This is a genomic window from Actinoplanes awajinensis subsp. mycoplanecinus, from assembly GCF_001509495.1.
GTDB lineage: Bacteria > Actinomycetota > Actinomycetes > Mycobacteriales > Micromonosporaceae > Actinoplanes > Actinoplanes palleronii.
The window spans coordinates 121,067-141,686 of record NZ_LLZH01000037.1 but is presented as its reverse complement, the minus strand read 5'-3'; the positions used below and the strand labels follow the sequence as shown (position 1 = coordinate 141,686).

Annotated in this window: 24 protein-coding genes; 11 read left to right on the top strand and 13 right to left on the bottom strand. The window is 71.1% G+C overall.

What is annotated here, in order from left to right; translation table 11 throughout:
• Nucleotides 1-225 (bottom strand): Clp protease N-terminal domain-containing protein (locus tag ADL15_RS08510; protein WP_157441245.1); only part of this gene is annotated, 225 nt, incomplete at its 3' end.
• Between the two features lie 209 nt (nucleotides 226-434).
• On the opposite strand from ADL15_RS08510, the gene ADL15_RS08505 reads away from it, so the two are divergent.
• Nucleotides 435-1,301, top strand: a complete 867-nt coding sequence (locus tag ADL15_RS08505) for a hypothetical protein (protein WP_067686707.1) — start codon at nucleotides 435-437, stop codon at nucleotides 1,299-1,301.
• Nucleotides 1,302-1,411: 110 nt separating this feature from the next.
• Here ADL15_RS08505 and ADL15_RS08500 read toward each other — a convergent pair whose 3' ends face one another.
• Genes ADL15_RS08500 through ADL15_RS08480 form a run of 5 tightly spaced genes read right to left on the bottom strand, consistent with a single transcriptional unit; the run spans nucleotide 1,412 to nucleotide 7,340 of the window.
• Complete coding sequence (locus ADL15_RS08500) at nucleotides 1,412-2,284, bottom strand: hypothetical protein (protein ID WP_067686703.1); 873 nt, start codon at nucleotides 2,282-2,284, stop codon at nucleotides 1,412-1,414.
• Nucleotides 2,281-3,888 (bottom strand): tetratricopeptide repeat-containing diguanylate cyclase, encoded by a 1,608-nt coding sequence (locus tag ADL15_RS08495; protein WP_198170637.1) that lies wholly within the window; start codon nucleotides 3,886-3,888, stop codon nucleotides 2,281-2,283. Before ADL15_RS08495 ends, ADL15_RS08500 begins: the two co-directional genes overlap by 4 nt.
• A gap of 49 nt (nucleotides 3,889-3,937) precedes the next feature.
• The gene (locus tag ADL15_RS08490; RefSeq protein ID WP_067686691.1) at nucleotides 3,938-4,498 is read right to left on the bottom strand and encodes a PadR family transcriptional regulator; all 561 of its coding nucleotides are present in this window, start codon (nucleotides 4,496-4,498) and stop codon (nucleotides 3,938-3,940) included.
• On the bottom strand, nucleotides 4,489-5,301 hold the full coding sequence (locus ADL15_RS08485; RefSeq protein ID WP_067686769.1) for a crotonase/enoyl-CoA hydratase family protein: 813 nt from the start codon (nucleotides 5,299-5,301) through the stop codon (nucleotides 4,489-4,491). The genes ADL15_RS08490 and ADL15_RS08485 overlap by 10 nt, the downstream gene beginning before the upstream one ends.
• Before the next feature lie 29 nt (nucleotides 5,302-5,330).
• Nucleotides 5,331-7,340, bottom strand: a complete 2,010-nt coding sequence (locus tag ADL15_RS08480; RefSeq protein ID WP_067686687.1) for an NADPH-dependent 2,4-dienoyl-CoA reductase — start codon at nucleotides 7,338-7,340, stop codon at nucleotides 5,331-5,333.
• A gap of 159 nt (nucleotides 7,341-7,499) precedes the next feature.
• On the opposite strand from ADL15_RS08480, the gene ADL15_RS08475 reads away from it, so the two are divergent.
• The 5 genes from ADL15_RS08475 to ADL15_RS08455 all read left to right on the top strand — a co-directional run bounded on the left by ADL15_RS08475 (nucleotide 7,500) and on the right by ADL15_RS08455 (nucleotide 11,342).
• On the top strand, nucleotides 7,500-8,441 hold the full coding sequence (locus ADL15_RS08475) for an ABC transporter ATP-binding protein (protein ID WP_067686685.1): 942 nt from the start codon (nucleotides 7,500-7,502) through the stop codon (nucleotides 8,439-8,441).
• Nucleotides 8,438-9,175: an ABC transporter permease gene (locus ADL15_RS08470; protein ID WP_067686681.1), complete on the top strand. Its 738-nt coding sequence runs from the start codon at nucleotides 8,438-8,440 to the stop codon at nucleotides 9,173-9,175. The genes ADL15_RS08475 and ADL15_RS08470 overlap by 4 nt, the downstream gene beginning before the upstream one ends.
• Nucleotides 9,172-9,933, top strand: coding sequence for an ABC transporter permease (locus ADL15_RS08465; protein WP_198170635.1), 762 nt, complete (start codon nucleotides 9,172-9,174; stop codon nucleotides 9,931-9,933). Before ADL15_RS08470 ends, ADL15_RS08465 begins: the two co-directional genes overlap by 4 nt.
• Before the next feature lie 247 nt (nucleotides 9,934-10,180).
• Entirely contained in the window at nucleotides 10,181-10,684 is a 504-nt protein-coding gene (locus tag ADL15_RS08460) for an RNA polymerase sigma factor (RefSeq protein ID WP_198170633.1), read from the top strand.
• Between the two features lies 1 nt (nucleotide 10,685).
• Nucleotides 10,686-11,342: a hypothetical protein gene (locus ADL15_RS08455; RefSeq protein ID WP_067686676.1), complete on the top strand. Its 657-nt coding sequence runs from the start codon at nucleotides 10,686-10,688 to the stop codon at nucleotides 11,340-11,342.
• Between the two features lie 42 nt (nucleotides 11,343-11,384).
• On the opposite strand, the gene ADL15_RS08450 is transcribed toward ADL15_RS08455, so the two are convergent.
• Entirely contained in the window at nucleotides 11,385-11,957 is a 573-nt protein-coding gene (locus tag ADL15_RS08450; protein ID WP_157441241.1) for a hypothetical protein, read from the bottom strand.
• 11 nt (nucleotides 11,958-11,968) lie between these two features.
• Nucleotides 11,969-12,505 (bottom strand): zinc metalloprotease, encoded by a 537-nt coding sequence (locus ADL15_RS08445; RefSeq protein WP_067686670.1) that lies wholly within the window; start codon nucleotides 12,503-12,505, stop codon nucleotides 11,969-11,971.
• A gap of 354 nt (nucleotides 12,506-12,859) precedes the next feature.
• Here ADL15_RS08445 and ADL15_RS08440 point away from each other — a divergent pair, with 354 nt between their 5' ends.
• Together ADL15_RS08440 and ADL15_RS08435 are read left to right on the top strand one after the other, a co-directional pair.
• Complete coding sequence (locus tag ADL15_RS08440) at nucleotides 12,860-13,249, top strand: DUF3592 domain-containing protein (protein WP_067686667.1); 390 nt, start codon at nucleotides 12,860-12,862, stop codon at nucleotides 13,247-13,249.
• A 46-nt stretch (nucleotides 13,250-13,295) separates the two neighbouring features.
• Nucleotides 13,296-13,796 carry a DUF4240 domain-containing protein gene (locus tag ADL15_RS08435; RefSeq protein WP_067686764.1) on the top strand — a complete coding sequence of 167 codons (501 nt, stop codon included), beginning with the start codon at nucleotides 13,296-13,298 and terminating at the stop codon, nucleotides 13,794-13,796.
• 268 nt (nucleotides 13,797-14,064) lie between these two features.
• On the opposite strand, the gene ADL15_RS52735 is transcribed toward ADL15_RS08435, so the two are convergent.
• Entirely contained in the window at nucleotides 14,065-14,220 is a 156-nt protein-coding gene (locus tag ADL15_RS52735; protein ID WP_157441240.1) for a hypothetical protein, read from the bottom strand.
• Entirely contained in the window at nucleotides 14,217-15,209 is a 993-nt protein-coding gene (locus tag ADL15_RS08430) for an iron-containing redox enzyme family protein (RefSeq protein WP_067686665.1), read from the bottom strand. Before ADL15_RS08430 ends, ADL15_RS52735 begins: the two co-directional genes overlap by 4 nt.
• A 50-nt stretch (nucleotides 15,210-15,259) precedes the next feature.
• On the opposite strand from ADL15_RS08430, the gene ADL15_RS08425 reads away from it, so the two are divergent.
• Nucleotides 15,260-15,487, top strand: a complete 228-nt coding sequence (locus tag ADL15_RS08425) for a CDGSH iron-sulfur domain-containing protein (protein ID WP_067686663.1) — start codon at nucleotides 15,260-15,262, stop codon at nucleotides 15,485-15,487.
• A gap of 61 nt (nucleotides 15,488-15,548) precedes the next feature.
• Here the strand turns inward: ADL15_RS08425 and ADL15_RS08420 are convergent, their stop codons facing one another.
• A complete protein-coding gene (locus ADL15_RS08420) occupies nucleotides 15,549-16,508 on the bottom strand; it encodes an alpha/beta hydrolase family esterase (RefSeq protein WP_067686652.1) in 960 nt (319 codons plus the stop codon).
• Nucleotides 16,509-16,578: 70 nt separating this feature from the next.
• Entirely contained in the window at nucleotides 16,579-17,706 is a 1,128-nt protein-coding gene (locus tag ADL15_RS08415; RefSeq protein ID WP_067686642.1) for a DNA alkylation repair protein, read from the bottom strand.
• Nucleotides 17,707-17,806: 100 nt separating this feature from the next.
• Here ADL15_RS08415 and ADL15_RS08410 point away from each other — a divergent pair, with 100 nt between their 5' ends.
• Together ADL15_RS08410 and ADL15_RS08405 are read left to right on the top strand one after the other, a co-directional pair.
• Nucleotides 17,807-18,562, top strand: coding sequence for a sulfite exporter TauE/SafE family protein (locus tag ADL15_RS08410; protein WP_067686634.1), 756 nt, complete (start codon nucleotides 17,807-17,809; stop codon nucleotides 18,560-18,562).
• Nucleotides 18,563-18,775: 213 nt separating this feature from the next.
• Nucleotides 18,776-20,038, top strand: coding sequence for a carboxylesterase family protein (locus ADL15_RS08405; protein WP_067686623.1), 1,263 nt, complete (start codon nucleotides 18,776-18,778; stop codon nucleotides 20,036-20,038).
• Here the strand turns inward: ADL15_RS08405 and ADL15_RS08400 are convergent.
• Nucleotides 20,026-20,616, bottom strand: coding sequence for a sugar O-acetyltransferase (locus ADL15_RS08400; RefSeq protein WP_067686620.1), 591 nt, complete (start codon nucleotides 20,614-20,616; stop codon nucleotides 20,026-20,028). The genes ADL15_RS08405 and ADL15_RS08400 overlap by 13 nt on opposite strands.
• Between the last annotated feature and the right edge of the window lie 4 nt (nucleotides 20,617-20,620).

Genomic DNA, 20,620 nt, shown 5'->3' with positions numbered 1-20,620 from the left:
GCTCGGCGCCTGCTGACCCTGGCCGATGATCTCCTCGACCTGCTGACGGACGCCCTCGAGGGAGATGCCCAGACTCTCCAGGGCCTTGGCGGCGACGCCTTCGCCCTCGTGGATCAGGCCGAGCAGGATGTGCTCTGTCCCGATGTAGTTGTGGTTGAGCATCCGGGCCTCTTCCTGGGCCAGGACGACAACTCGGCGGGCACGGTCGGTGAACCGTTCGAACACGTCACTCACGTCCTCGCAGCAAAGCCCCACGCACCCCGCCCAAGGCAACGCGCGCGGACGCACGGAAACGGACCGGAACTGCGTGCGCTGAGTCGAAGCCTCTTGGCGTTGCCGCGCGACCCGCGTGGGGAGCCGCGCAACGCTCGTGCAGGCGCGCTGCCCTTCGAGCGTACAACGGATCAGACCTAGGATGGGTGAGGGAGGCAACGATGACCGGAGAGCACAGCCGACGAGCCGCACCCGACCGCGCCCGCAAGAGGGCCGTCCGGGCCCTGGCGGCTGAGCTCGGCGTGGCCTATTCGGTCGCTGCCCGCCTGCTCGCAGCCCAGGTGCCCGTTCCGGTGGGCCGCCGGCACGAGGCCCGTTTCCCGGTCGGCGGCGACGAGCACCGGGCCTGGATGTTCGCTGCCCGCGAACACCGCACGTTCCACGCCCGGGTGAGTGACACCCGATTGGCCGCCGAGCTTCCGCTCGGCCGGGCCGCGCACCTGGTCCGGCGGTTCCCGCCGCTGCGCGAGGCCGACGGGCACGGTCCGCTGTATGCCGGCGAGGGCCGCGAGACCACGATCGCCATGTTGTACGCGGTCCTGATGCACGAGTCACCGGCCCTGCTGCCCCAGCCCGACGAGCTCGCCTGGGCCGCCGAGCTCGGCGAGGAGGCGGCCGTGGACATCTCCTGTGCCGGGCTCGACCGGGCCGCCCGCCAGTTGCTCGAGCAGGACGGGTGGCGGCTGTGGGCCCGCGTGGAGGCCGCTCTCACCGCCGGGGAGGGAAACGCCGACCGGCAGGTCCGCGACGCCGCGATCACCCTCGGCGGGGAGTTGCGCTCCCGGAGCCTGCGCGGTTCGCTTGACGGCGCCCGGCACATCCTCGACGCGCTGCTGGTCGAGCCGTACGACGGGCAGCCACCGGGCTCCCGGGTGCACGTCGCCGGCCGATGCGGCACGGTGGTCGGCGTCGACTGGGCGGCGTCCGGCGCGCCGGTCAGCTACCAGGTCCGCCTCGACGACGAGACGGCACCGAGCGTCGTCCCGGCCTCCGCCGCCACCCTCGGCCCGGAGCCCGTCGCCACCTGACCCCGGCTGGCTCTCAGGGGTCCCTCCGGGCCCCCGAGACACCCCTCACGACCAGCCCGCCCGCGGAACCAGCGCGACACGCGCGGGAGCAGCGCGACTCGCGGGAGCGCCTAGGCCGGTTCGACGCCCAGGGCGGTGAGGAAGGCGGCCACCTCCGGGCCGTCCGGCATCGGGAAGGCCAGCAGGGTCGCCCCGGCGGCGTGCAGGGTCACCGTCGACACACCCCGGTACCGGTGGTGCGGCTCCAGCTCGTAGCCGATGATCCGCAGCCGGGGCAGCACGGTCAGCGCGAGCGAGTGGTCGTCACCGCCCCGGGAGAACCAGTCGCGCCGGTGGATCACCTGGAGTTCCCGGTCGTCGGCCAGCACGATCGAGGCGTGCAGCGTCGCGGGCCAGAGCCGCTGCCGGACCAGCACCGGCATGACCGGCCGGCGGTACACCGCGCTGTAGAGACGCATCCCCGGCTCCCGGGCCACCGTCCGGCGGTACGCGGTGACCAGCGCCCCGTCCGGCACCCCCAGGTACGCCTCGGGGTGTGACCGGGCCACCACCGGCGCCGGCCCGAACGGCAGGTAGGTCTCCCGCAGCACCAGGACCAGGTCCTCGACCAGCTCCTGCGACGCGCCGTTGTAGGTGATCACGACCGGCCCGGACTCCGCGGTGTGCAGGATCAGCCGGCCGTCGAGCATCCGGGTGCTGTGCTCGATCGCGACGATCCGGTCCAGGGGCAGCCGGACGGTGCCGTACCCGTCGCCGTGCCGGGTCAGCACGGTCAGCGTCTCCGGTTCGACCGCGACCAGCTGGTCGTACAAATGCATGTCGGGCGTCGCGTGACGGCGGTCGATGTTGCGGGGCACCTTGAGCACCAGCCGGCACGCGGCGGGTTCGATGCCGCTGTCCCGGTAGAGCCGGGGCAGGTCGGCCGCGGCACGCACCCGATGGATCCAGGGTCCGAAGGTCTCGAACTCCGGAGAACTGATCATGGGCAACGATAACCGGCCGCACCGGCCGAGCCGGTCACCCGGTCGCGGCCGTCCGCTTTCGATCGGTAGAGCAGGGCGTCCGCCTCGCGCAGCAGATCCGTCTCGGTGCCGTGGCCGTCGCGGAAGCTGCTGACCCCGACGCTCGCGGTGACCGGTACGGCCCCGGTGACCGGCCGCCAGTCGTGCTCCCGGATCGACTGGCACAGCGCCCGCATCCGGGTCATCGCCTCGTCCTCGCCGGTGCCCGGCATGACCAGCAGGAACTCCTCCCCGCCGAGCCGGGCGGCGAACGAGCCGGCCAGGGTCTGCGCGCGGGCGTCGAGCAGCTCGGCGACCCGCTGCAGCACCTGGTCGCCGGCCTCGTGCGAGCACGTGTCGTTGATCCGTTTGAAGTGGTCGAGGTCGACGACGGCCAGCGAGAGCATGGTGCCGCTCTCGGCGGCCCGGCGGAACAGCAGCGGCAGCTCGGCGTCGACGAAGCGCCGGTTGTAGAGGCCGGTGAGCGGATCCCGCAGCGACAACTCGCGGGCCTGCTCCCCCAGCCGGCGGGCCTCACCGGTCTCGTACATCGCCTGCAGCACGCGGGCCCGGGCGTCCCGCTGCACCGTGTTCAGCTGCATCGACGCGGCGTAGAACTCCTTGTACGCGGCGAGTGCCTCCTCGAACCGCCCACCGGCCGCCAGCACCTCCGCCTGTTCCCGTTGCGCCTCGACGTCGACGGAGACCAGTCCCCGGTCGGCACACAGTTGCCGACATCGGCGCAGAGCAGTCTCCGCGCGGTCCAGATCACCGGCCGCCCGGTAGGCGGCGGCCAGCGTCACCAGGCAGGCGGCGCCCGAGTCGACCTCGTCGTACCGTTCGCTGTCCGCCTTGCGGACGATCGGCAGCAGGATCTCGATCGCCTGGGCCGCGTGGCCGGTGGACAGGCTGATCCTGGCGATCGTCTCCCGGATCGCCTCGTCGATCACCAGGTCGTGCCGGGTGGCGTGCGCCAGGATCCGGGTCACCGTCTGGGCGGCCGCCGCGACGTCACCGCTCTGCAGCTCGGTGAAGGCGAGGTTGTTCAGCAGCCTGAGGTGCGCCAGCGGCTCCGGGATCTCGGCGGAGAGCCGTTCCGCGTCGGCGTAGCGCTCTCGCGCGGCCGCGAAGTCACCCATGTCGCCGTACGCGTTGGCCAGCGCCATCATGCACCGGAACCGCAGCTGGGTCGAGGCGGCCGGCACCAGCACGTCGACCGACTCCATCGCGAGCACCGCGTGTTCCAGCGCCGCGGCGTAGTCGCCGACCTGGCCGAAGAAGAGCGACAGGCGCAGGCTGCTCAGCACGAGCACCCAGGGGTCCTGGTGGGTGACCGCCCAGGTGTGCACGTCGTGCAGGATGCGGGCCGCGGCCGGCACGTCACCCATCCGGCCGAGCAGGTCGGCCTCGACCAGCCGGGTCCGATGGCACAGGTCGTCCCGGCCCAGCAGCTGCGCCTGGACCACGAGTCCGCGTACCTGGTCGAGCACCTGACTCGGGTCAAGGCTGAGACGCGGCCGTTCCTCGATGGCTTCCAACTCCGCCTCGAGGTCACGTTCCGCGGTCCCGGCCCGGAGAGTCTGCACCTGCGACACCATGGCGGTTACTTCGACCGGAACACCGGGTCCTTGAGACTTACCGGGCGGGGAAGCGGCGATCCAGCACCCTGAGCGCCAGCTCACCCCAGGCGATGTTCTCCCGTTCGAAGCTGATCCCCCGGTGCAGGGTCAGGTACGGCCCGAGCCGGTTGCCGGTGGCCAGGAACTCCTCGTGGCTGCGGCTGCCCAGGATCTCGGCGAGGGACTTCTCGTAGGTCGCCAGCCGCTGCCGGCTCTGCTCCAGGTGCGAGACGATCGAGCCGCGGACGCTCGGCACGTCGGCGTGCGCCAGCGCCTCGACCTGCACCAGCAGCTCGTCGCGGACCGTTGTCGGCTTCGGCGGCTGGGTGGTGAACGCGCGCAGCGCCGCCCGCCCGGCGCCGGTGACCGAGAAGATCCGCTTGTCCGGGCGCTTGTCCTGGTGGACCACCCGGGCGGCGAGCAGCCCCTCGGACTCCATCTTCTCGAGTTCGCGGTAGAGCTGCTGCGGCGTGGCGGTCCAGAAGTTGGCGACCGAGACCCGGAACCGTTTGGCGAGGTCGTACCCGGAGGATTCCCGGTCGATCAGTGCCGCCAGCACGGCGTTCCTCAGTGCCACGGACGGATCCTACGGGCCCGCGGGCCGAAGACCGGGGTCTGTTTCTTCAGGACGGCGCGGCGCAGGACCGCGGTGTTCGGCAGGCGCAGCAGCCGGATCTGCTCCCAGCGTTCCCGGGCGAACGTGCGCCGGGCGCTGCCGGTCTGCGCCCTGTCGATCAGGCGCTTGGCGGCGGCGAGGGCGTCCGGCGACTTGGGCAGCAGGCTCTCGGCGAACGCGGTCGCGGCCTTGATCGGGTCGTCGTGCAGCTCGGTGACCAGGCCCAGGCGGCCGGCGTCGGCGCCGCTGAACTGCTCGGCGGTCATCGTCAGCTTCTTGGCCACGTCGATGCCGACCACCTCGGTGAGGCTGCGCATGCCGGTCATGTCCGGGATGATGCCCCACTTGCCCTCCATCACCGACCACTTCGAGTCGGGGGTGGCGAACCGCAGGTCGGCGGCGAGGGCGATCTGCACGCCACCGCCGTAGCAGTGGCCGTGCACCGCGGCGATCACCGGGACCGGGATCCGCCGCCACGCCCAGCAGGCCTCCTGGAACACGTTGGTGCCGCGCCACGGCGCCGGGACGAACGCCCGCACGATCCGGCCCGGGCTGCGCATCGTGCCGGCGATGTCGAGCCCGGCGGTGAACGACGCGCCCTCCCCGGCGATCACCACGGCGCGCACGGTGCGGTCCTTGCGCAGCTGCCGGGCGACCGCGATCAGCTCGTAGAGGGTGTCCAGGACCAGCGCGTTCAGCTTGTCCGGGCGGTTCAGCCGCACCTGCGCGATGCCGTTGTCCACCTGGACGGTCACATATTTCACGGTCTTCTCCACGTTCTTGACAGCGCTTCTCACAGCCGGGCGGCGAGTTCGGTGGCCTGCTTGATGGCCCGCTTGGCGTCCAGTTCGGCGGCCACGTCGGCGCCACCGATGACGTGCACCCGGACGCCGCGTTCCTCGATGGGCGCGACCAGCTCCCGTACCGAAATCTGTCCTGCGGCCAGCACCACGGTGTCCACCGCGAGTGTCCGGCGGACCTCGCCCACCGCGATGTGCAAGCCCTCGTCGTCGATCCGCAGGTACTCGACCCCGCGCAGCATCTGCACGCCGTCGTCCTTCAGCGTCGCGCGGTGCACCCACCCGGTGGTCTTGCCCAGCCCCTTGCCGAGACCGGTGTCCTTGCGTTGCAGCAGGTGGACCTCGCGGCGGGCCGGGGTCTTGACCTTGGTGGCCAGGCCGCCGCGCGACGTCGCCGGGTCGGTGACGCCCCAGCGGAGCATCCAGTCCTCGGCGGACTCGTCCGAGTCGTGCAGCAGGAACTCGCCGACGTCGAAGCCGATCCCGCCGGCCCCGATGATCGCGACCCGGTCACCGGCCGGCGCGCCGTCGATGAGCTGCTGGTAGGTGAGCACCTTCGGGTGGTCGACCCCGGGGATGGCCGGGATCCGGGGGCTCACCCCGGTGGCGAGGACCACCTCGTCGAAGCCGGCCAGGTCGTCGACGCCGGCCCGCGTGCCGAGGTGCAGGGTGACACCGCGGATCTCGATCATGTGGCGGTAGTAGTCGAGGGTGCGGGCGAACTCCTCCTTGCCCGGGATCCGCGCGGCCAGCCGGAACTGACCACCGATCGTGTCACCGGCCTCGAAGAGATCGACTTTGTGGCCACGCCCGGCCAGCTCGACCGCCGCGGCCAGGCCCGCCGGTCCGGCGCCGACAACCGCAAACCTTTTCACGGTACGGGTGGGTAGCAGCACGAGTTCCGTCTCGAACCCGGCGCGCGGATTGAGCATGCAGGTGGCCCGCTGATTGCCGAACGTGTGGTCGAGACAGGCCTGGTTGCAGGCGATGCACGTGATGATCTCGCGTTCCCGCCCCTGCGCGGCCTTGCCCACCCACTCGGCGTCGGCCAGCAGCGGCCGGGCCATCGACACCAGGTCGGCGTCCCCGGCGGCGAGGATCTGCTCGGCGCTCTCCGGCCGGTTGATCCGGTTGGACGCGATGACCGGGATCGACACCTCGTCGCGCAGCTTCCGGGTGACCCAGGTGAAGGCGCCGGCCGGCACCGAGGTGACGATGGTCGGCACCCGCGCCTCGTGCCAGCCGATCCCGGTGTTGAACAGCGACACCCCGGCGGTCTGCAGCTCGCGGGCCAGCTCGACGGTCTCGTCCCAGGACTGCGCGTTGTCGACCAGGTCGAGCAGGCTGATCCGGTACTGCACGATGAAGTCGTCGCCGACCAGGTCCCGGGTGCGCCGGACCACCTCGATCGGGAACCGCATCCGGGCCGCCGACGAGCCGCCCCACGCGTCGGTGCGGTCGTTGGTCCGCGCGGCCAGGAACTGGTTGATCAGGTAGCCCTCGGAGCCCATGATCTCGACGCCGTCGTACCCGGCCCGCTTCGCGAGCTGCGCGGCCCGGGCGAAACTGGACACGGTCCGGTCGACCTGCCGGGTCGACATGGCGCGCGGGCGGAACGGCGTGATCGGCGACTTCTTGTCCGACGCGCCCAGGCTGAACGGGTGGTACGAGTACCGCCCGGCATGCAGCACCTGCAGCAGGATCTTGCCGTCGTGCTCGTGCACCGCGTCGGTCACCACCCGGTGCGCGTCGGCGTGCCGCCCGGTGGCCATCGTGCTGCCGAACGGGGACAGCCAGCCGCGCCAGGTCGGCGCGTACCCGCCGGTGACCATCAGGCCGACGCCGCCCTTGGCCCGCTCGGCGAAGAACGCGGCGAGTTTGGGCAGGTCACGCTCGCGGTCTTCGAGCTTGGTGTGCATCGAGCCCATCACCACGCGGTTCCGCAGCACGGTGTGGCCGAGGTCCAGCGGGCTCAGCAGCGTCGGGAAACGGGTCGCCGTCATGGGCGTCACCGTACAACGAGTTGCATAGTAAAGAAAGTGACTATGGCGAGCTCCGCCAGGCCCCTCCCCTGCCGGATCCCCTCAGGACAAGAAGTTCGGGATTTCCAGTGTTTGGTTATCTTCTTGCGCGCCTAAGTTCAGAAATAATAGCGTGCGGTCGTGGATGACGCAGCGGCCCTGGTTCGGGCGCGGGGACTGACCAAGACCTACGACGGGCCGCCGCCCTACACCGCGGTCGCCGGCATCAACTTCGAGGTACGGCGGGGTGAGGCGTTCGGGTTCCTCGGCCCGAACGGGGCCGGGAAGTCCACCACCATGCGGATGATCGGGTGCGTCTCGCCGCGCTCCGGCGGTGAGCTGGAGATCCTCGGCCGGGACGCCGCCACCGCACGCAAGGCGATCAAGGCGCGGATCGGGTCGGTGCCGCAGGACGACACCCTGGACACCGAGCTGACCGTCGAGGAGAACATCCTGATCTACGGGCGGTACTTCGGACTGCCCCGGGCGCTGATCCGGGAGCGGACCGACCGGCTGCTCGAGTTCGCCCGGCTCACCGACAAGCGGGCCAGCCGCGTACAGGAACTCTCCGGCGGCATGCGGCGGCGCTTGACCATCGCACGGTCTCTGGTCAACGAACCGGATCTGGTCCTGCTCGACGAGCCGACCACCGGCTTAGACCCGCAGGCCCGGCACCTGCTCTGGGAGCGGCTGTTCCGGCTCAAGCAGGACGGCGTCACGCTGATCCTGACCACGCACTACATGGACGAGGCCGAGCAGCTCTGCGACCGGCTCGCGGTGATGGACGCCGGCCGGATCGTCGCGCACGGCTCACCGCGCGAGCTGATCGACCGGTACGTCACCCGCGAGGTCCTGGAGCTGCGCTTCCGGCTCGACGAGCACGAGCTGAGCGCGGAGAAGGCCCGCGGTGTCGGCGAGCGTCTCGAGGTGCTGCCGGACCGGGTGCTGATCTACACGTCGGACGGTGAGGACGCCCTGGACGCGGTCCGCCGTCGCGGGCTCGACCCGCTGACCGCGCTGGTCCGCCGGTCCGGGCTCGAGGACGTGTTCCTCAGCCTCACCGGACGGGCCCTGGTCGAATGAGCATCCCGGCGACCCGCGAGTTCGGCTACTGGTGGCATCGGTACCGGCGCACCTGGCGCGGCACCGCCGTGATCAGCGTCGCCAACCCGCTGCTGTTCGTGGCCGCGCTCGGCTTCGGGCTGGGCCAGTTCGTCGACGCCCGCAACGGCGGTTCGTACCTCGCGTTCATCGGTCCGGGGCTGCTCGCCGCGTCGGCCATGCAGATGGGCTTCCTCAACGCCGCCGGGCCGGTGTTCCAGTCCGCGCGGACCGGTGGCAACTACCGCGCGGCGGTGACCACCCCGATGGAGCCGGCCGACATCCTGACCGGGCATCTGCTGTTCACCGCGTTCCGGGCGCTGACCGACGCCGGCGCGATCCTGCTGGTCCTGGTCACCTTCGGCGCGGTCACCCTCGCCGACGCGCCGCGGGCCCTGGCCGGCGCCGTGCTCACCGCGCTGGCGTTCGCCGCGCCGCTCTCCGCGTACGCCGTGACCGCCGAGCGACCCGCCCAGCTCACCGCGGTCTTCCGCTTCGTGATCATGCCGCTCTACATGTTCTCCGGCACGTTCTTCCCCACCGGGCAGCTGCCGGGCTGGCTGCAGAAGGTGGTCTGGTTCAGCCCGCTCTGGCACGGCACCGAGCTGTGCCGCGGCACCGGCCGGGCCGCGATCCACCTGACCGTCCTGCTCGCGCTGACCGCCGCCGGTTACCTGGCCGCGCGGCGCGCCTACACCCGGAGGCTGACCGCGTGACCGCCGCCGTGCTCGTCGAGCGCAACCTGATGATCTACAAGCACACCTGGTACGTGCTGCTCGCCGAGATCTTCGAGCCGATCCTGTACCTGCTCTCGATCGGGGTCGGCATCGGCGTGCTGGTCGGCACGGTCACCGACGTGCCGGGCGGCGACCCGGTCCGCTACGCCGCCTACGTCGCGCCCGCCCTGCTCGCCACCGCGGCGATGAACGGCGCGATGAACGAGACCACGTACCTGATGTTCGGCAAGCTCAAGGCGGATCGTACGTACGAATCGATGCTCGCCACCCCGCTCACCGAACGGGACGTCGCGCTCGGCGAGATCGGCTGGGCCGTGCTGCGCGGCACTCTCGTGAGCCTCGCCTTCCTCGCGGTGATCACCGCGCTGGGTCTGGTCCGCTCGCCGTGGGCGCTGCTGGTGGTCCCGGGTGCCGCGCTCATCGCGTTCGCGTTCGCCACCGCCGGCGTCGTGGTCGTCACCCTGCTGCGCGACTGGCCCGACCTGCAGTACGTCCAGCTGGTCATGCTGCCGATGTTCCTGTTCGCCACCACGTTCTACCCGCTGTCGGTCTACCCCCGCCCGGTCCAGCTGGTGGTCCAGGCCCTGCCGCTCTACCAGGCCATCGAACTGCTCCGGAACCCCGCGCTCGGCGTCCTGACCCCGAAGATCGCCGTCGCCGCGCTCTACCTCGCCACCATGGGCGCCGTCTGCCTCACGATCGCCGTCCGCCGCCTGGCCCGCACCTTGTCGCTTTAACCCCATATTGTACGAATGACCAGCGCCCGTCCGTAGGCTACGAGCCGCGTCCCGCCCGTACCCTCGCCAGGTCCGCCGCGGCCCGGACCGCAGCGCGCCCCAAGATCCCGGCTGGCTCGCAGGGGTGTCTCCGCGTCGCGGAGACACCCCTGCGAGCCAGCCCCACCACATTCGTGCGAACGATCCCCCGGAGTTCTGCGTCTATGCACTGATGGACAACGGGAGGGGATTGCCGATGAGGCAGCCGGTGCACAGACCGCAGGCGGACGATCCGCCGTGGGGCGACGACGCCGGGCGGGTCCGGGCGGTGCTGAGCATGGGCGGCGTGCCGTGGCAGGACCTGGACGACGCGGTGCAGCAGGTGCGGCTCAAGCTGCTGGAACAGTCCCCGGCCACCCCGATCGCGAACCCGGCCGCCTGGACCGCGGTGGTCGCGTCCCGGGTCGCGGTCGACTGGCACCGCGGGCGGCAGCGCCTCGAACGGCTCCGGCAACGACTCGTCACGCTGCGCGCACCCGGTGTCGCCGAGACCGTGCCGGACCGGGACCGCGACCTGGCCCTGGTGGTCGCCGGCGAACTCGACGAGCTGTCGCCGGATCAGCGGCAACTGCTGGTCCTGCGCTTCTACACCGACCTGACGGTCCCGCAGATCGCGGACGTCCTCGGTGTCGCGCCCGGAACGGTGAAGAGCCGCCTGCACGCCGCGGTCGGTCAGATGCGGGCCCGGCTGGGCGCGAAGGGAGTGGTGTGAGATGTCGAACGACGACGCGCTGATGTACGCCATCACCGGGGAGCAGCCGACCGCGGCACTCGCCGGCACGCAGGAGCTGGCCGACGCGACCGCGACGGTGACCGCGCTGCGCCAGGGCCTGGCCGCGCTCGGCGCCGAGCTGTCCGCCGCCCCGGCGACCCCGCTCGCCCCGGTCGTGCCGTTGCGCCCGGCTCGGCGGCCCTGGGCGCAGCCGTGGCTGCTCGCCACCGCGGCCGGGTTCCTGGGCGTCGCGGCCCTGGCCGGCACGTACTTCTGGAACACCTCGCCGGACCCGGCGGACAGCTCCGGCAGCCGCAGCCTCCCGGGTGTGGTGGCCTGCGCCGAGACCATCGCGGTCGGCGACGTCACGGCGGTCAGCAAGCAGGGCGACCGGTTCACCGTGAGCCTCGGCTCGGTGCGCTACCTGAAGCCGGAGAACGGCCCGTCGTCCTTCTCGGCCGGCGACGCGCAGCTGCCGCTCGGCGGGGCGGGCACCGCGCCGGTCAAGGGCGAACGGGCCCTGCTCGTGGTGCACGACGCGGCCAAGGGCGACGTCGACGTGTTCACCGGCGCGGACGTCGACTCGGAGCTGGCCTGGATGGAGAAGGCCCTGCCCGACTCGCGCACGATCGACCCCCAGGAGTGCGCGGGTGAGTGAGGTCCGGCGGCGCGCTGCTCGGCACCGCGCTGCCGGACCGGCTCAGCCGACCTCGGCCTGGCGATAAAGCGCGGCCGGGTCGGAGGCCTTCTCGACGTCCGACGGGTGCACGGTGTCCTGCGACTTCGGCGAGGTCACGGCACTGGTCCAGCGGCTCACCGCGGGGTCCGTGGCACCACCGGGCACCTCGACCGGGGTGAAGTTCGACGGCAGCACGTGCCAGCCGTCCGGACCGGAGAGCCGGGTGGCGAACAGGTACGTCTTACCCGGCTCCAGCGCCGTGGCGCCGTCGAAGACCACCCGCTCGCGGCTGACCGGGTCGTCACCGCCCTCCTGCACCACCCGGATGTCGCCGCCGACCTTGCCCTGCAGCGTCGACGTCACCGTCACCCGGAAGGGGGTGTAGAGCAGACCATCGGCATCCCGCTCGGCCGATTCCTGGGAGTCGACCGCGGCGATGAACACGTCGTCGGCCCACCCCGCCGCCAATTCCGGCGTGTCCAGATCAACGGCATAAGTGGCGTGCACGACGCTCGTCTCATAGGGGACGGTGAACCATGCCCCGACAGCGACAGCAGCCGTCACTACACCGATTGCTGACAATTTCTTCGCCATTGACATAATCGTCACCCCCAGATGCTGTGGTACTTGTTGACGTCCGCCGTCTGCGGACCGGTCACATTCCGGTTGTCGGAGCAGTGCATCAGCGCATTACGGTTGTCGAAATGGCCGAGTCGCAACGCGTGCCCCAGCTCGTGACTGATGACGCCACGCACCTCGGGATAGGTGTAGCCACCCAGGAAATGACCGTTCAGATAGATGTCGTCCTGGCCGGCCGAGGCCTCCCAGCGACCGGACCAGGTGACGGTGCTCTTGTTGACGTCACTGACGTGCAGGTCGTTGATCGTGGAGCCGGTGTCCGCCGCGATCTTGACCCGCCCCAGCGGGTTCCACTGGTCCCTGGCCTGGAAGAACTCCCGGCTGTACCGGGTCGACTGGGTGTACCGGATCTCGTGGTCGTCGACCGATCCGCTCTTCAGCCCCTCGTTGGAGCAGCCGTCGATCGCGAGGGCCTGCGTGGCCGGGACGACGATGCCGGCGGCCGCCAGGCCGAGCACGGCCAGCACCTTTCCGATCCGTTTTTGGGCGCGCGGAACTGTCATTTCGGTTCTCCTCTGCTCGAGGTCGTCCAAGGGGAAATAATGGGAGCAAGGAAACGCCACGACGGGCGCTGATGAAAAACGGCGCATTCCGTTTGATGAGATGTCTCTGCGGCAACCCCCGAAGCCGTCGACTGACTCTCGCCGCAAGCACAGGCGGCGACACCCATCAATCCTCTCAATGGGAACGCGAAGATAGCACAACCATCCCGCCGGACGCTGTACCCCGATTCTTGCCCACCTGGCAGGAATGGCGTCGATAAGCTGCTCACCGGCGCTTTCCACCGACCGGTTCCGGAACCACATTCATCGGCCCCGCGGGTCGACGGCGGGACTCCGGTGGCCCAGGATGGCCAGATGGCGGTCGCGGCGATCCTGATGGTCTTCGGTGTGTTCGTGCTCTACCGCGGCGTGCGGTCAGCGCTGTCCCTGCGCGCACTGCGGCGCGAGGGCAGCCACGTGACCGGGACGGTGACCGGCCATCAGCGGCGCGGCAGCGGCGCCCGGTCGGCGATCGTCACGTACGTCGACGAGCACGGCGCGGACCGTCAGATCACCAGCCCGCTGTCGTCGTCGTGGCCGATCGGCGCGGGCAAGGCGGTGACGGTGCGATACCGGCCCGGCGACCCGGACAGCAGCCGTATCGACGACCGCATGGAGAACCTCGGCCACCTCGTCCTCACCGCCGCCGTCGGGATCGGCTTCCCGATCGCCGGTGCGGTCCTGGCCGTCAAGGGCCACTGGTGACGCACCGGATTTCTTGTCGGGGGGTGCGGCTAGCGTCCCGGGTGTGATGACGGATGACGACGTGACCCGCTTCTGGGCACTGATCGAGTCGGCGTGGGCGGCCTGCGGTCCGGAGCAGACCGACCTGCGCCGCGCCCTGGTCGAGCGCGACCCGGCAGAGGACGACGACGAGCTCCGCGCGGTGGAGATGTGGCTGGAGCCGTTCCTGACCCACCTGCGGGCGCTGAGCGCCGGCCTGTCGAGCGCCGAGCTGACCGCCCTCGACCGGGTCCTCGAGCGCACCCTGCACACCATCGACCGCGCGGAGATCCACGAGCACACGGACGGTTCGGACGACGGCTTCCTGTATTGCCGGGGTTTCATCGTCGCCGCCGGCCAGAGGTTCTACGAGGCGGTCGACGCCGACCCGGCGCTCGCGCTGCTGGACGCCGAGTGCGAGGAGATGTGCTATTTCTTCGCCCACCTGCACGAGAAACAGTTCGGCACCTACCCGGAGACCGGCTCCGGCATCTCCCGCGAAACCGGCAGCAACCCCGCCGGCTGGTGACCACCCGTTCACGGCCCGCCTCGCCGCCCGCGGGCGGTGCGCCCGCCACCCGCGGGCGGCGGGCGCACGCACAACCCGACCGCGGACCACCACCGCCCACCCGCGGGCGGCGGGCGCACGCACGACCCGACCGCGGGCCGCTGCCGCCCCGCCTTCGCCGGGTGGGTGGGCGAGGCGGGGCCGCGGCGGTGGGCGTCCGCGCCGGGCAGCTGCCGTCGGCGGCGCTCCGTGGTCGTCCGCAGAGGGGTTGACCGGAAGTGATGAGCGGTCAGTAGCCCGGCGGGCGCTGGCGGGCGCGGCGCAGGTCCGAGTCCTGGAGGGCGTGCCGGACCGCCAGGCGGATGATCCAGTAGGTGATGAAGAGCCCGATTCCCCAGATGAGCAGGACGAAGAACAGGCTGAAGAACGTGTAGTCAGCAATCACGCGCAGAGCGTAGTCGAGGCTCGCCAACCGCGTAACGACGTGTGATCGGAGTCCCAGGCGTCCAGCACGGCCTGCGCCCACAGATTGTCGACAGCGAGCGCGCAGCGGGCACCCCACAGCACCTGACCAGCGAGTTCCGGCTCCGCGGCGGCGAACGATCCGCACAGGTCGTGTGCCGCGATCTGCTCGTGCACGGCGTCGGCCTCGACGTGCTCGTCATAGAAGACGGTCGAGCTCGCGTCGCCGCCGAGCCGGCGCAGGCCGGTGCCGTAGGCGCGGTTCGGCAGCGACGAGGTCATCTCGTAGGCGGCCAGGTGCCCGAGGATCGCGCCGCGGCGGGCTCGGTGCAGGCCGAAGAACGACATCAGGTTGTTGACCGCCAGGGTGGTGGCCGGCACCGCGCCGACGTGCGCGCCGTACGTGAGATCCAGACCGAAGTGGGCCATCGTCTGCTTGAACAGCTCCTGGTGCATGCGGCCGGTGACGCCACCGCCGTACTCATCGAGTTGAATCTCGATGAGCGCGGCCTTGGCGCGCCCGGCCAGCCTCGGGATCGCATACGTGTGCGGGTCGGCCTCGCGCAGGTGGTAGACCGAGCGGTGGACGACGAATTCGCGGAACTGTTCGTGGGTCGCCTGGCCGCGCAGGTACTTGGACAGCGCCGGCCCGTCGTCGGCGGCGACGATGTCGAGCAGCGCCCGCGGAACCGTCGCCGGGTCGGCCGGCTCCGGAGCCCCGGCCAGCGCGTACAGCTGCTCCTCGAACCGGCGCTCGAGGCCGGCGCGGACCCGTAGCAGGCCGGGATCCCACTCCCAGGCGTCGTCGACACCGTCCCACCCGCGGTAGGCCATCTCGTAACACACGAAAAGGGACAGCTGGAGGTCCTCGTCGTCGTCCGGCGCCACGCTCACGCCGGCCAGCGACCCACCGCCGTTGAGCGCGTCGATCAGGGTGCTGGAGAGAGAACCTCGAGGTGACGGCAGTTTCATGGGCCGCCGGATGCCCGTTTGCGGAGCCGCGAAACGGAGACTTATCCGACATGACCACGAGCATCACTCCCTACGAGGACGGCCCGCTGATCGTCCGCGGCGATTTCGTCCTGCAGACACCGGACGGCGAGACGATCGACCCGGGCCGCGACACCGTCGCCCTGTGCCGATGCGGCAAGTCCGCGGTCAAGCCGTTCTGCGACGGCACCCACAAGACGTTCCGGTTCAAAGCCGGCACCGGCGCCGGCTTCCACGCGCCGCGGGCCGGCCAGACCTGAGCATGGGTGTGGGGACCTGCCGTGCCCCCGGCAGGTCCCCACACGTTTCGGGTGGTCGGGTTCAGTGCGTGAACCCGGCTCCACAGTTCGCAAGGCGATGGTCGCGGAAGAACTTCCAGATCAGCGGGGTCGCGTCGATCACCGTAGGCGTGGCCGAGTCCGGGTTCGGCATGGTGCTGGGCCAGGTGTGACCGAGGTCGCCGATCCGGTAGTGCTCGACCGCCGCGGCGCACCGCTGCCACACCGACCGGGTCACTCCGGCGACCGGTGTGCTGGTCACCGGGCCGTCGAGGCAGCGGTTGCGGGCGGCCCAGCCGGCGAGCCAGTCCGCGATCGGCGGGAGACCCTTGGTGGCATTCCCACCGTACGGAATGGTGGTGTCGGCCGCACCGTGGAACTCGATGATCGGTGTCGGGCGGGACGGCTCACACACACCGCCCTGCGGATAGAAAGCACCGCTGACCTGGGCGGACGCGGCGATCCGACCGGCCAGCCGGCAGGACAGCAGCCCCGCGAAGCCGCCGCCGTTGGACTTGCCGGAGACGTAGATCCGCGCCGGGTCGACACACAGCCCGCGCTGCAGCTGGTTGAGCAGGTCGCTGGTGAACAGCACGTCGTCGGCCCCGGACGAGTACGGCGCGCCCTGGAACGACGGCGCCCCGTCGGTGCCGATCGTGCCCTGCGGGTAGGCGACGATCGCGTTCAGCCCGTCCATCCCGGTGAGTTCCCGCTGGTATTCGCTGGTGCGGGTGCGCCCGTGGGAGGACAGCACCACCGGCGTGGCCCGGCCCGGCCGATATCCGGCGGGCAGGTGCAGCAGATAGGTCCGGCTGACCCCGCCGCTGACCACGGTCCGCGTGGTGGCCACCCCGGCCGGGACCGGCGGGCGTTTGCCACAGCCGGTGGTCGGCACCGGCCGGTCGATGACCTTCCCGGGCGACGGGGTCGCGGCCCAGGCCGCTTGACCGGGCACGGCCGCCAGGATCAGACCGGCGACGGCCAGAAGCTTTCGTACGACCATGATGGCGCTGGGCCTCCTTCCGCCGGCGACTGGAGTGCCGCCCGGCCACGCCCATCACTATCGGTCGACACTAACCATCAGTGTCCATTGTGTTCATTGTGTCTACCAGATGAAACACCGCTCGCGCGGTCGCCACTCCGTTGACCTGAAGCGCAACCGCGTGCTCGCCCAGGTGGTAACGCCGGGTGGTGATCAACCGGAACGAGTGCTCGCGCGCCACCGTGACCGTCTCGCCCGGCTGCAGCGTGCGGGTGGCCAGCTTGAACGTCTTCCCGCTCTGCGAACCGTCGGCCTTGCGGTGGTAAACGACGTAGTCGACGGCCAGCCGGGCCGGCTCGCTCCCGGTGTTGTGCAGGGTCGCGCTGAAGCCGAGCAGCCCGCCCAGCGCCACCGTGTCGTCCCGCAGGACCGGGCCCTCGACGTCGATGCTGGCCGGCGCGAACCCGAGCGTCGCCAGCGCGTCCGGGTGACCCTTCTTGATCAGCGTGCGCAGCCCGTGCCGGACGACCGCGCCGGTGTTCACGTCCGGCTCGGCGAGCCAGCGCCGGGCCGCCGCGACGACCAGGTCGGCGTGGTCACGGCTGAGGTCGTTGAGGTGGTTGGCGACCGAGCGCCGGACGTAGTCGCTGTCATCGCGGTACAGCGCGTCGAGCAGCGGCACGGTGGCCCCGGCCCGGGTGATCAGCGCCGGCACCCGGGTCGACCAGGGCAGGTACGGCCGGGTGCCCTCGGAGGCGAGCCGCCGTACGTCCGGGTCCGCGCTGCCGGTCCAGCCCTGCGCGATCACCAGCGCCCGGTCCACGTCGTGGCGCAGCAGCACCCGGATCGCGAACTCCGCGGTGAGCCGCCCGGTGAGCTCGGCCAGCAGCGCCATCGCGTCGTCGAACGCCCCGCCCGACCCGTCCTGCACCGCCCGGGTCGCGATCGCGCTGGTCACCGGCCAGATCAGCCAGCCGGTGAACGCCGGGTCGGCATCCCGCGCGGCCCGCACGATCCGCGCCAGCTCGGGGTAGCTCCCGGGCAGGTCGGTGAGCAGCGCGTCGCGCAGCAGGTCGGCACGCTCGCGCAGCGCCAACCCGTCGAGACCACCGGCCGCCTCGGTCAGGCAGGGCAGATCCGCCCCGGGCACGACACGCCGGAGGGCGTCGCGCAGACTCGTGGCGGCTTGCCTGTTGATCAGCTGGTCGGCGAACGGCATCGGGCGAATCTACCTGGTCACAGTCGTCGGCCCACGGCAACCAGCCGTCCGAGGGCCGGGTTAGCCTGGCCGCCCGATCGACGGAAGGCAGTGGCCGCACATGACTCCCGGCGAGGTCTTCCTGCTGTTCGGCGGCGGCCTGCTGGCCGGCACGGTGAACGCCATCGCCGGCGGCGGCTCGTTGATCACCTTCCCGCTGCTGGTCGGGCTCGGCCTGCCCGGGGTGGCCGCGAACGTCAGCAACGCCCTGTCGGTCGCGCCGGGCTACGCGGCCAGCGCGGTCGGCAGCCGCCCCGACCTGGTCGGCCAGGGCCGCCGGATCCTGCGCATCATCCCGACCGTGATCGCCGGCACGCTGTGCGGAAGCGCGCTGCTGCTGTTCACGCCGCGCTCGGTCTTCGACGTGGTGGTGCCGTTCCTGCTGCTCGGGACGGCGCTGATGATGGCGTTCCAGAACCGGCTGCGGGCGCTGGCCGGCCACCCCAAGGACAACTCGCCGCGCAAGGCCGCGCTGCTGACCCCGCTCGCGGTGTTCCTCTGCGGCCTCTACGGCGGCTACTTCAACGCGGCCATGGGCGTGCTGCTGATCGCCGCGCTGGCCCTGGTCCTCGACGAGCCGCTGCGCCGGATCAGCGCCCTCAAGAACGTCTTCTCGGCGGTGGTCGGCGCCACCACGGTGCTGCTCTACAGCGCGTTCGGCCCGGTCAACTGGGCGGTGGTCGCGGTACTGGCACCGGCCACCATCGTCGGCGGCTTCGTCGGCGCGCGGATCGCCCGGCGGCTGCCGTCCGAGGTGCTGCGCTGGACCATCGTGGTCTTCGCGGCCACCGTCGCGGTGGTGCTGTTCCTGACCTGACCTGCCGCCAGACCGCACCCACCCCGGACCGCAGCGCGCCCCCGGGTCGCCGGCTGGCCCTGAGGGGCGCCTCCGGCATGTTGAGACACCCCTCAGGACCAGCCGGGGACTCTCAGGGGTCGGCGTTCATCGATGTTGCGGGCGTGTTAACGGCGCGATAGGTTGCTGTGCATCGACGAGTGTCGTTCTCTTTCTTCGGGACGGGGAGCTCTCATGACGATGTCCATCAGCCGTCGCACCGTCCTGGCCGGCAGTGCCGGCGCCGCCGTCGGCCTGGCGCTGCCCGCCGCCGCGGATGCCGCCGCCGCGGATGCCGCCGCCGCGCATCCCGCCACCGCGGTCCGGTTCACGCTCGACGCGGAGACTCTCGACGGTGGCGAGCAGGTCACCTCGGTCACGCTCGACACCGGCAGGCTCGGGCCGATCGCCGCGAGCAGCGTCACCACCGGCACGTTCACCGTGCACGCCAAGGCCACCAGTCCGCTTCCGATCGCTCCTGGCGATCAGATCTTCTCCGAGTACGACCTGGAGCGCGAGGTCACGGCCGCCCGCCTCGACCGGCACGGCGACATCGTCCTCGAGCTCAGCCACGCCGAGGGACAGCTCGGTGGCGGCACGCTCGGCTACATCGCGAGCCGCGGCCGCAACGTGCGGCTCGATCTGGTCTACACGATCATCCAGCACACCCCGCTCGTCCGCCGGCACGGCGCACCGGTCACGATCACGCGCTTCGTCCAGGGGCGGCTGCGCAACCCGGAGGTGGACGCGTTCGGCCACCACGCCTCCCGTTCGGGGCTGAAGTACCGGCTCTACTCCCCCACCGCGCACGGCCCCCGCCCGCTGGTGGTGTGGCTGCACGGCGGTGGCGAGGGCGCGTCCCTGCCGGACGGCTACTACGACAACGAGACGACGCTGCGCGCCAACCGTGGTGCGCTCGGCTTCGCCACCCCGGCCGCCCAGCGGATCTTCTCCGGCGCGTACGTGGTCGCCCCGCAGAGCACGTCGTACTGGATCGAGGACGGCGACCGCTTCGCACCGCAGATCCTCGAGGTGATCCGGGAGGTGGCCCGCAAGCACCCGATCGACCCGGACCGGATCTACGTGGCCGGGTGCAGCAACGGCGGTTACATGAGCCTGAAGATGACCACGGTCTACCCGTCGCTGTTCGCCGCGTCCGTGCCGATCTGCGGCGTGGTCCAATCCCTGATCCCGGACGCCCAGCTGACCCGGATCAGCACGCCGACCTGGCTGGTCGCCTCCCGCGACGACGACACCGTCGACCCGGTCGCCAACACCGAGCACGCCCACGACCTCATCCCGCGCTCGCTGGCCACCCTCTACGACCACGTGATCTGGAACGGCCACCAGTTCCCCGGCCACTGGTCCTGGATCTACGTGGCCCGCAACGATCCAGCCGTCAACAGCACCCACATCTGGCAGTGGATGGCCCGGCAGCGGTCGGATCAGGGGCGGTAGTCGGTCTTGTCGGCGTCGGTGATCTCCCGCAGCACCCGGGCCGGCGTGCCCACGGCGATCACCCCGGACGGCACCGAGCGGGTCACCACGCTGCCCGAACCGATGATCGAACCGGCGCCGATGCTGACGCCCGGGTTGATCGTGACGCCGCCGCCGACCCAGACGTTGTCGCCGATGGTGACCGGTTTCGCGTAGCACGCACCGGCTGCCCGCTCGGCGGCGTCGATCGCGTGGTTCGAGGTGTAGATGCCGACCCGCGGGCCGAACAGCACGTGGTCACCGATGGTGATGCCGCCGCCGTCGAGCATCACGCAGTCGAAATTCGCGTAGAAGAAGTCACCGACACTGATGTTGAAGCCGAATTCACATCGGAACGTCGGCTCGAAATGGCAGTCGCGCCCGACCGATTTCAGCAGCCGGCGCAGGATCGCCTCGCGCTGCTCCTGCGGCTGCCCGAAGCTGGCGTTGTACTCGGTGCTCAGCAGCACCGTCTGCTGCCTGGCCTGCACCAGCTCGTCGGTGAGGTCGTTGTACATCCGGCCGGACAGGATCTGCTCCCGCTGCACGTCAAGCGTCACCCGC

Excerpts from the sequence above, each read along its gene's own strand:
- ADL15_RS08435 (WP_067686764.1), top strand. The coding sequence starts at position 13,296 with ATGACGGATGACGACGTGACCCGCTTCTGGGCACTGATCGAGTCGGCG.
- ADL15_RS08405 (WP_067686623.1), top strand. The coding sequence starts at position 18,776 with ATGACGATGTCCATCAGCCGTCGCACCGTCCTGGCCGGCAGTGCCGGC.
- ADL15_RS08450 (WP_157441241.1), bottom strand. The coding sequence starts at position 11,957 with ATGGCGAAGAAATTGTCAGCAATCGGTGTAGTGACGGCTGCTGTCGCT.
- ADL15_RS08420 (WP_067686652.1), bottom strand. The coding sequence starts at position 16,508 with ATGGTCGTACGAAAGCTTCTGGCCGTCGCCGGTCTGATCCTGGCGGCC.
- ADL15_RS08445 (WP_067686670.1), bottom strand. The coding sequence starts at position 12,505 with ATGACAGTTCCGCGCGCCCAAAAACGGATCGGAAAGGTGCTGGCCGTG.
- ADL15_RS08430 (WP_067686665.1), bottom strand. The coding sequence starts at position 15,209 with ATGAAACTGCCGTCACCTCGAGGTTCTCTCTCCAGCACCCTGATCGAC.
- ADL15_RS08415 (WP_067686642.1), bottom strand. The coding sequence starts at position 17,706 with ATGCCGTTCGCCGACCAGCTGATCAACAGGCAAGCCGCCACGAGTCTG.
- ADL15_RS08440 (WP_067686667.1), top strand. The coding sequence starts at position 12,860 with ATGGCGGTCGCGGCGATCCTGATGGTCTTCGGTGTGTTCGTGCTCTAC.
- ADL15_RS08425 (WP_067686663.1), top strand. The coding sequence starts at position 15,260 with ATGACCACGAGCATCACTCCCTACGAGGACGGCCCGCTGATCGTCCGC.
- ADL15_RS08470 (WP_067686681.1), top strand. The coding sequence starts at position 8,438 with ATGAGCATCCCGGCGACCCGCGAGTTCGGCTACTGGTGGCATCGGTAC.
- ADL15_RS08500 (WP_067686703.1), bottom strand. The coding sequence starts at position 2,284 with ATGATCAGTTCTCCGGAGTTCGAGACCTTCGGACCCTGGATCCATCGG.
- ADL15_RS08480 (WP_067686687.1), bottom strand. The coding sequence starts at position 7,340 with ATGACGGCGACCCGTTTCCCGACGCTGCTGAGCCCGCTGGACCTCGGC.
- ADL15_RS08455 (WP_067686676.1), top strand. The coding sequence starts at position 10,686 with ATGTCGAACGACGACGCGCTGATGTACGCCATCACCGGGGAGCAGCCG.
- ADL15_RS08410 (WP_067686634.1), top strand. The coding sequence starts at position 17,807 with ATGACTCCCGGCGAGGTCTTCCTGCTGTTCGGCGGCGGCCTGCTGGCC.
- ADL15_RS08505 (WP_067686707.1), top strand. The coding sequence starts at position 435 with ATGACCGGAGAGCACAGCCGACGAGCCGCACCCGACCGCGCCCGCAAG.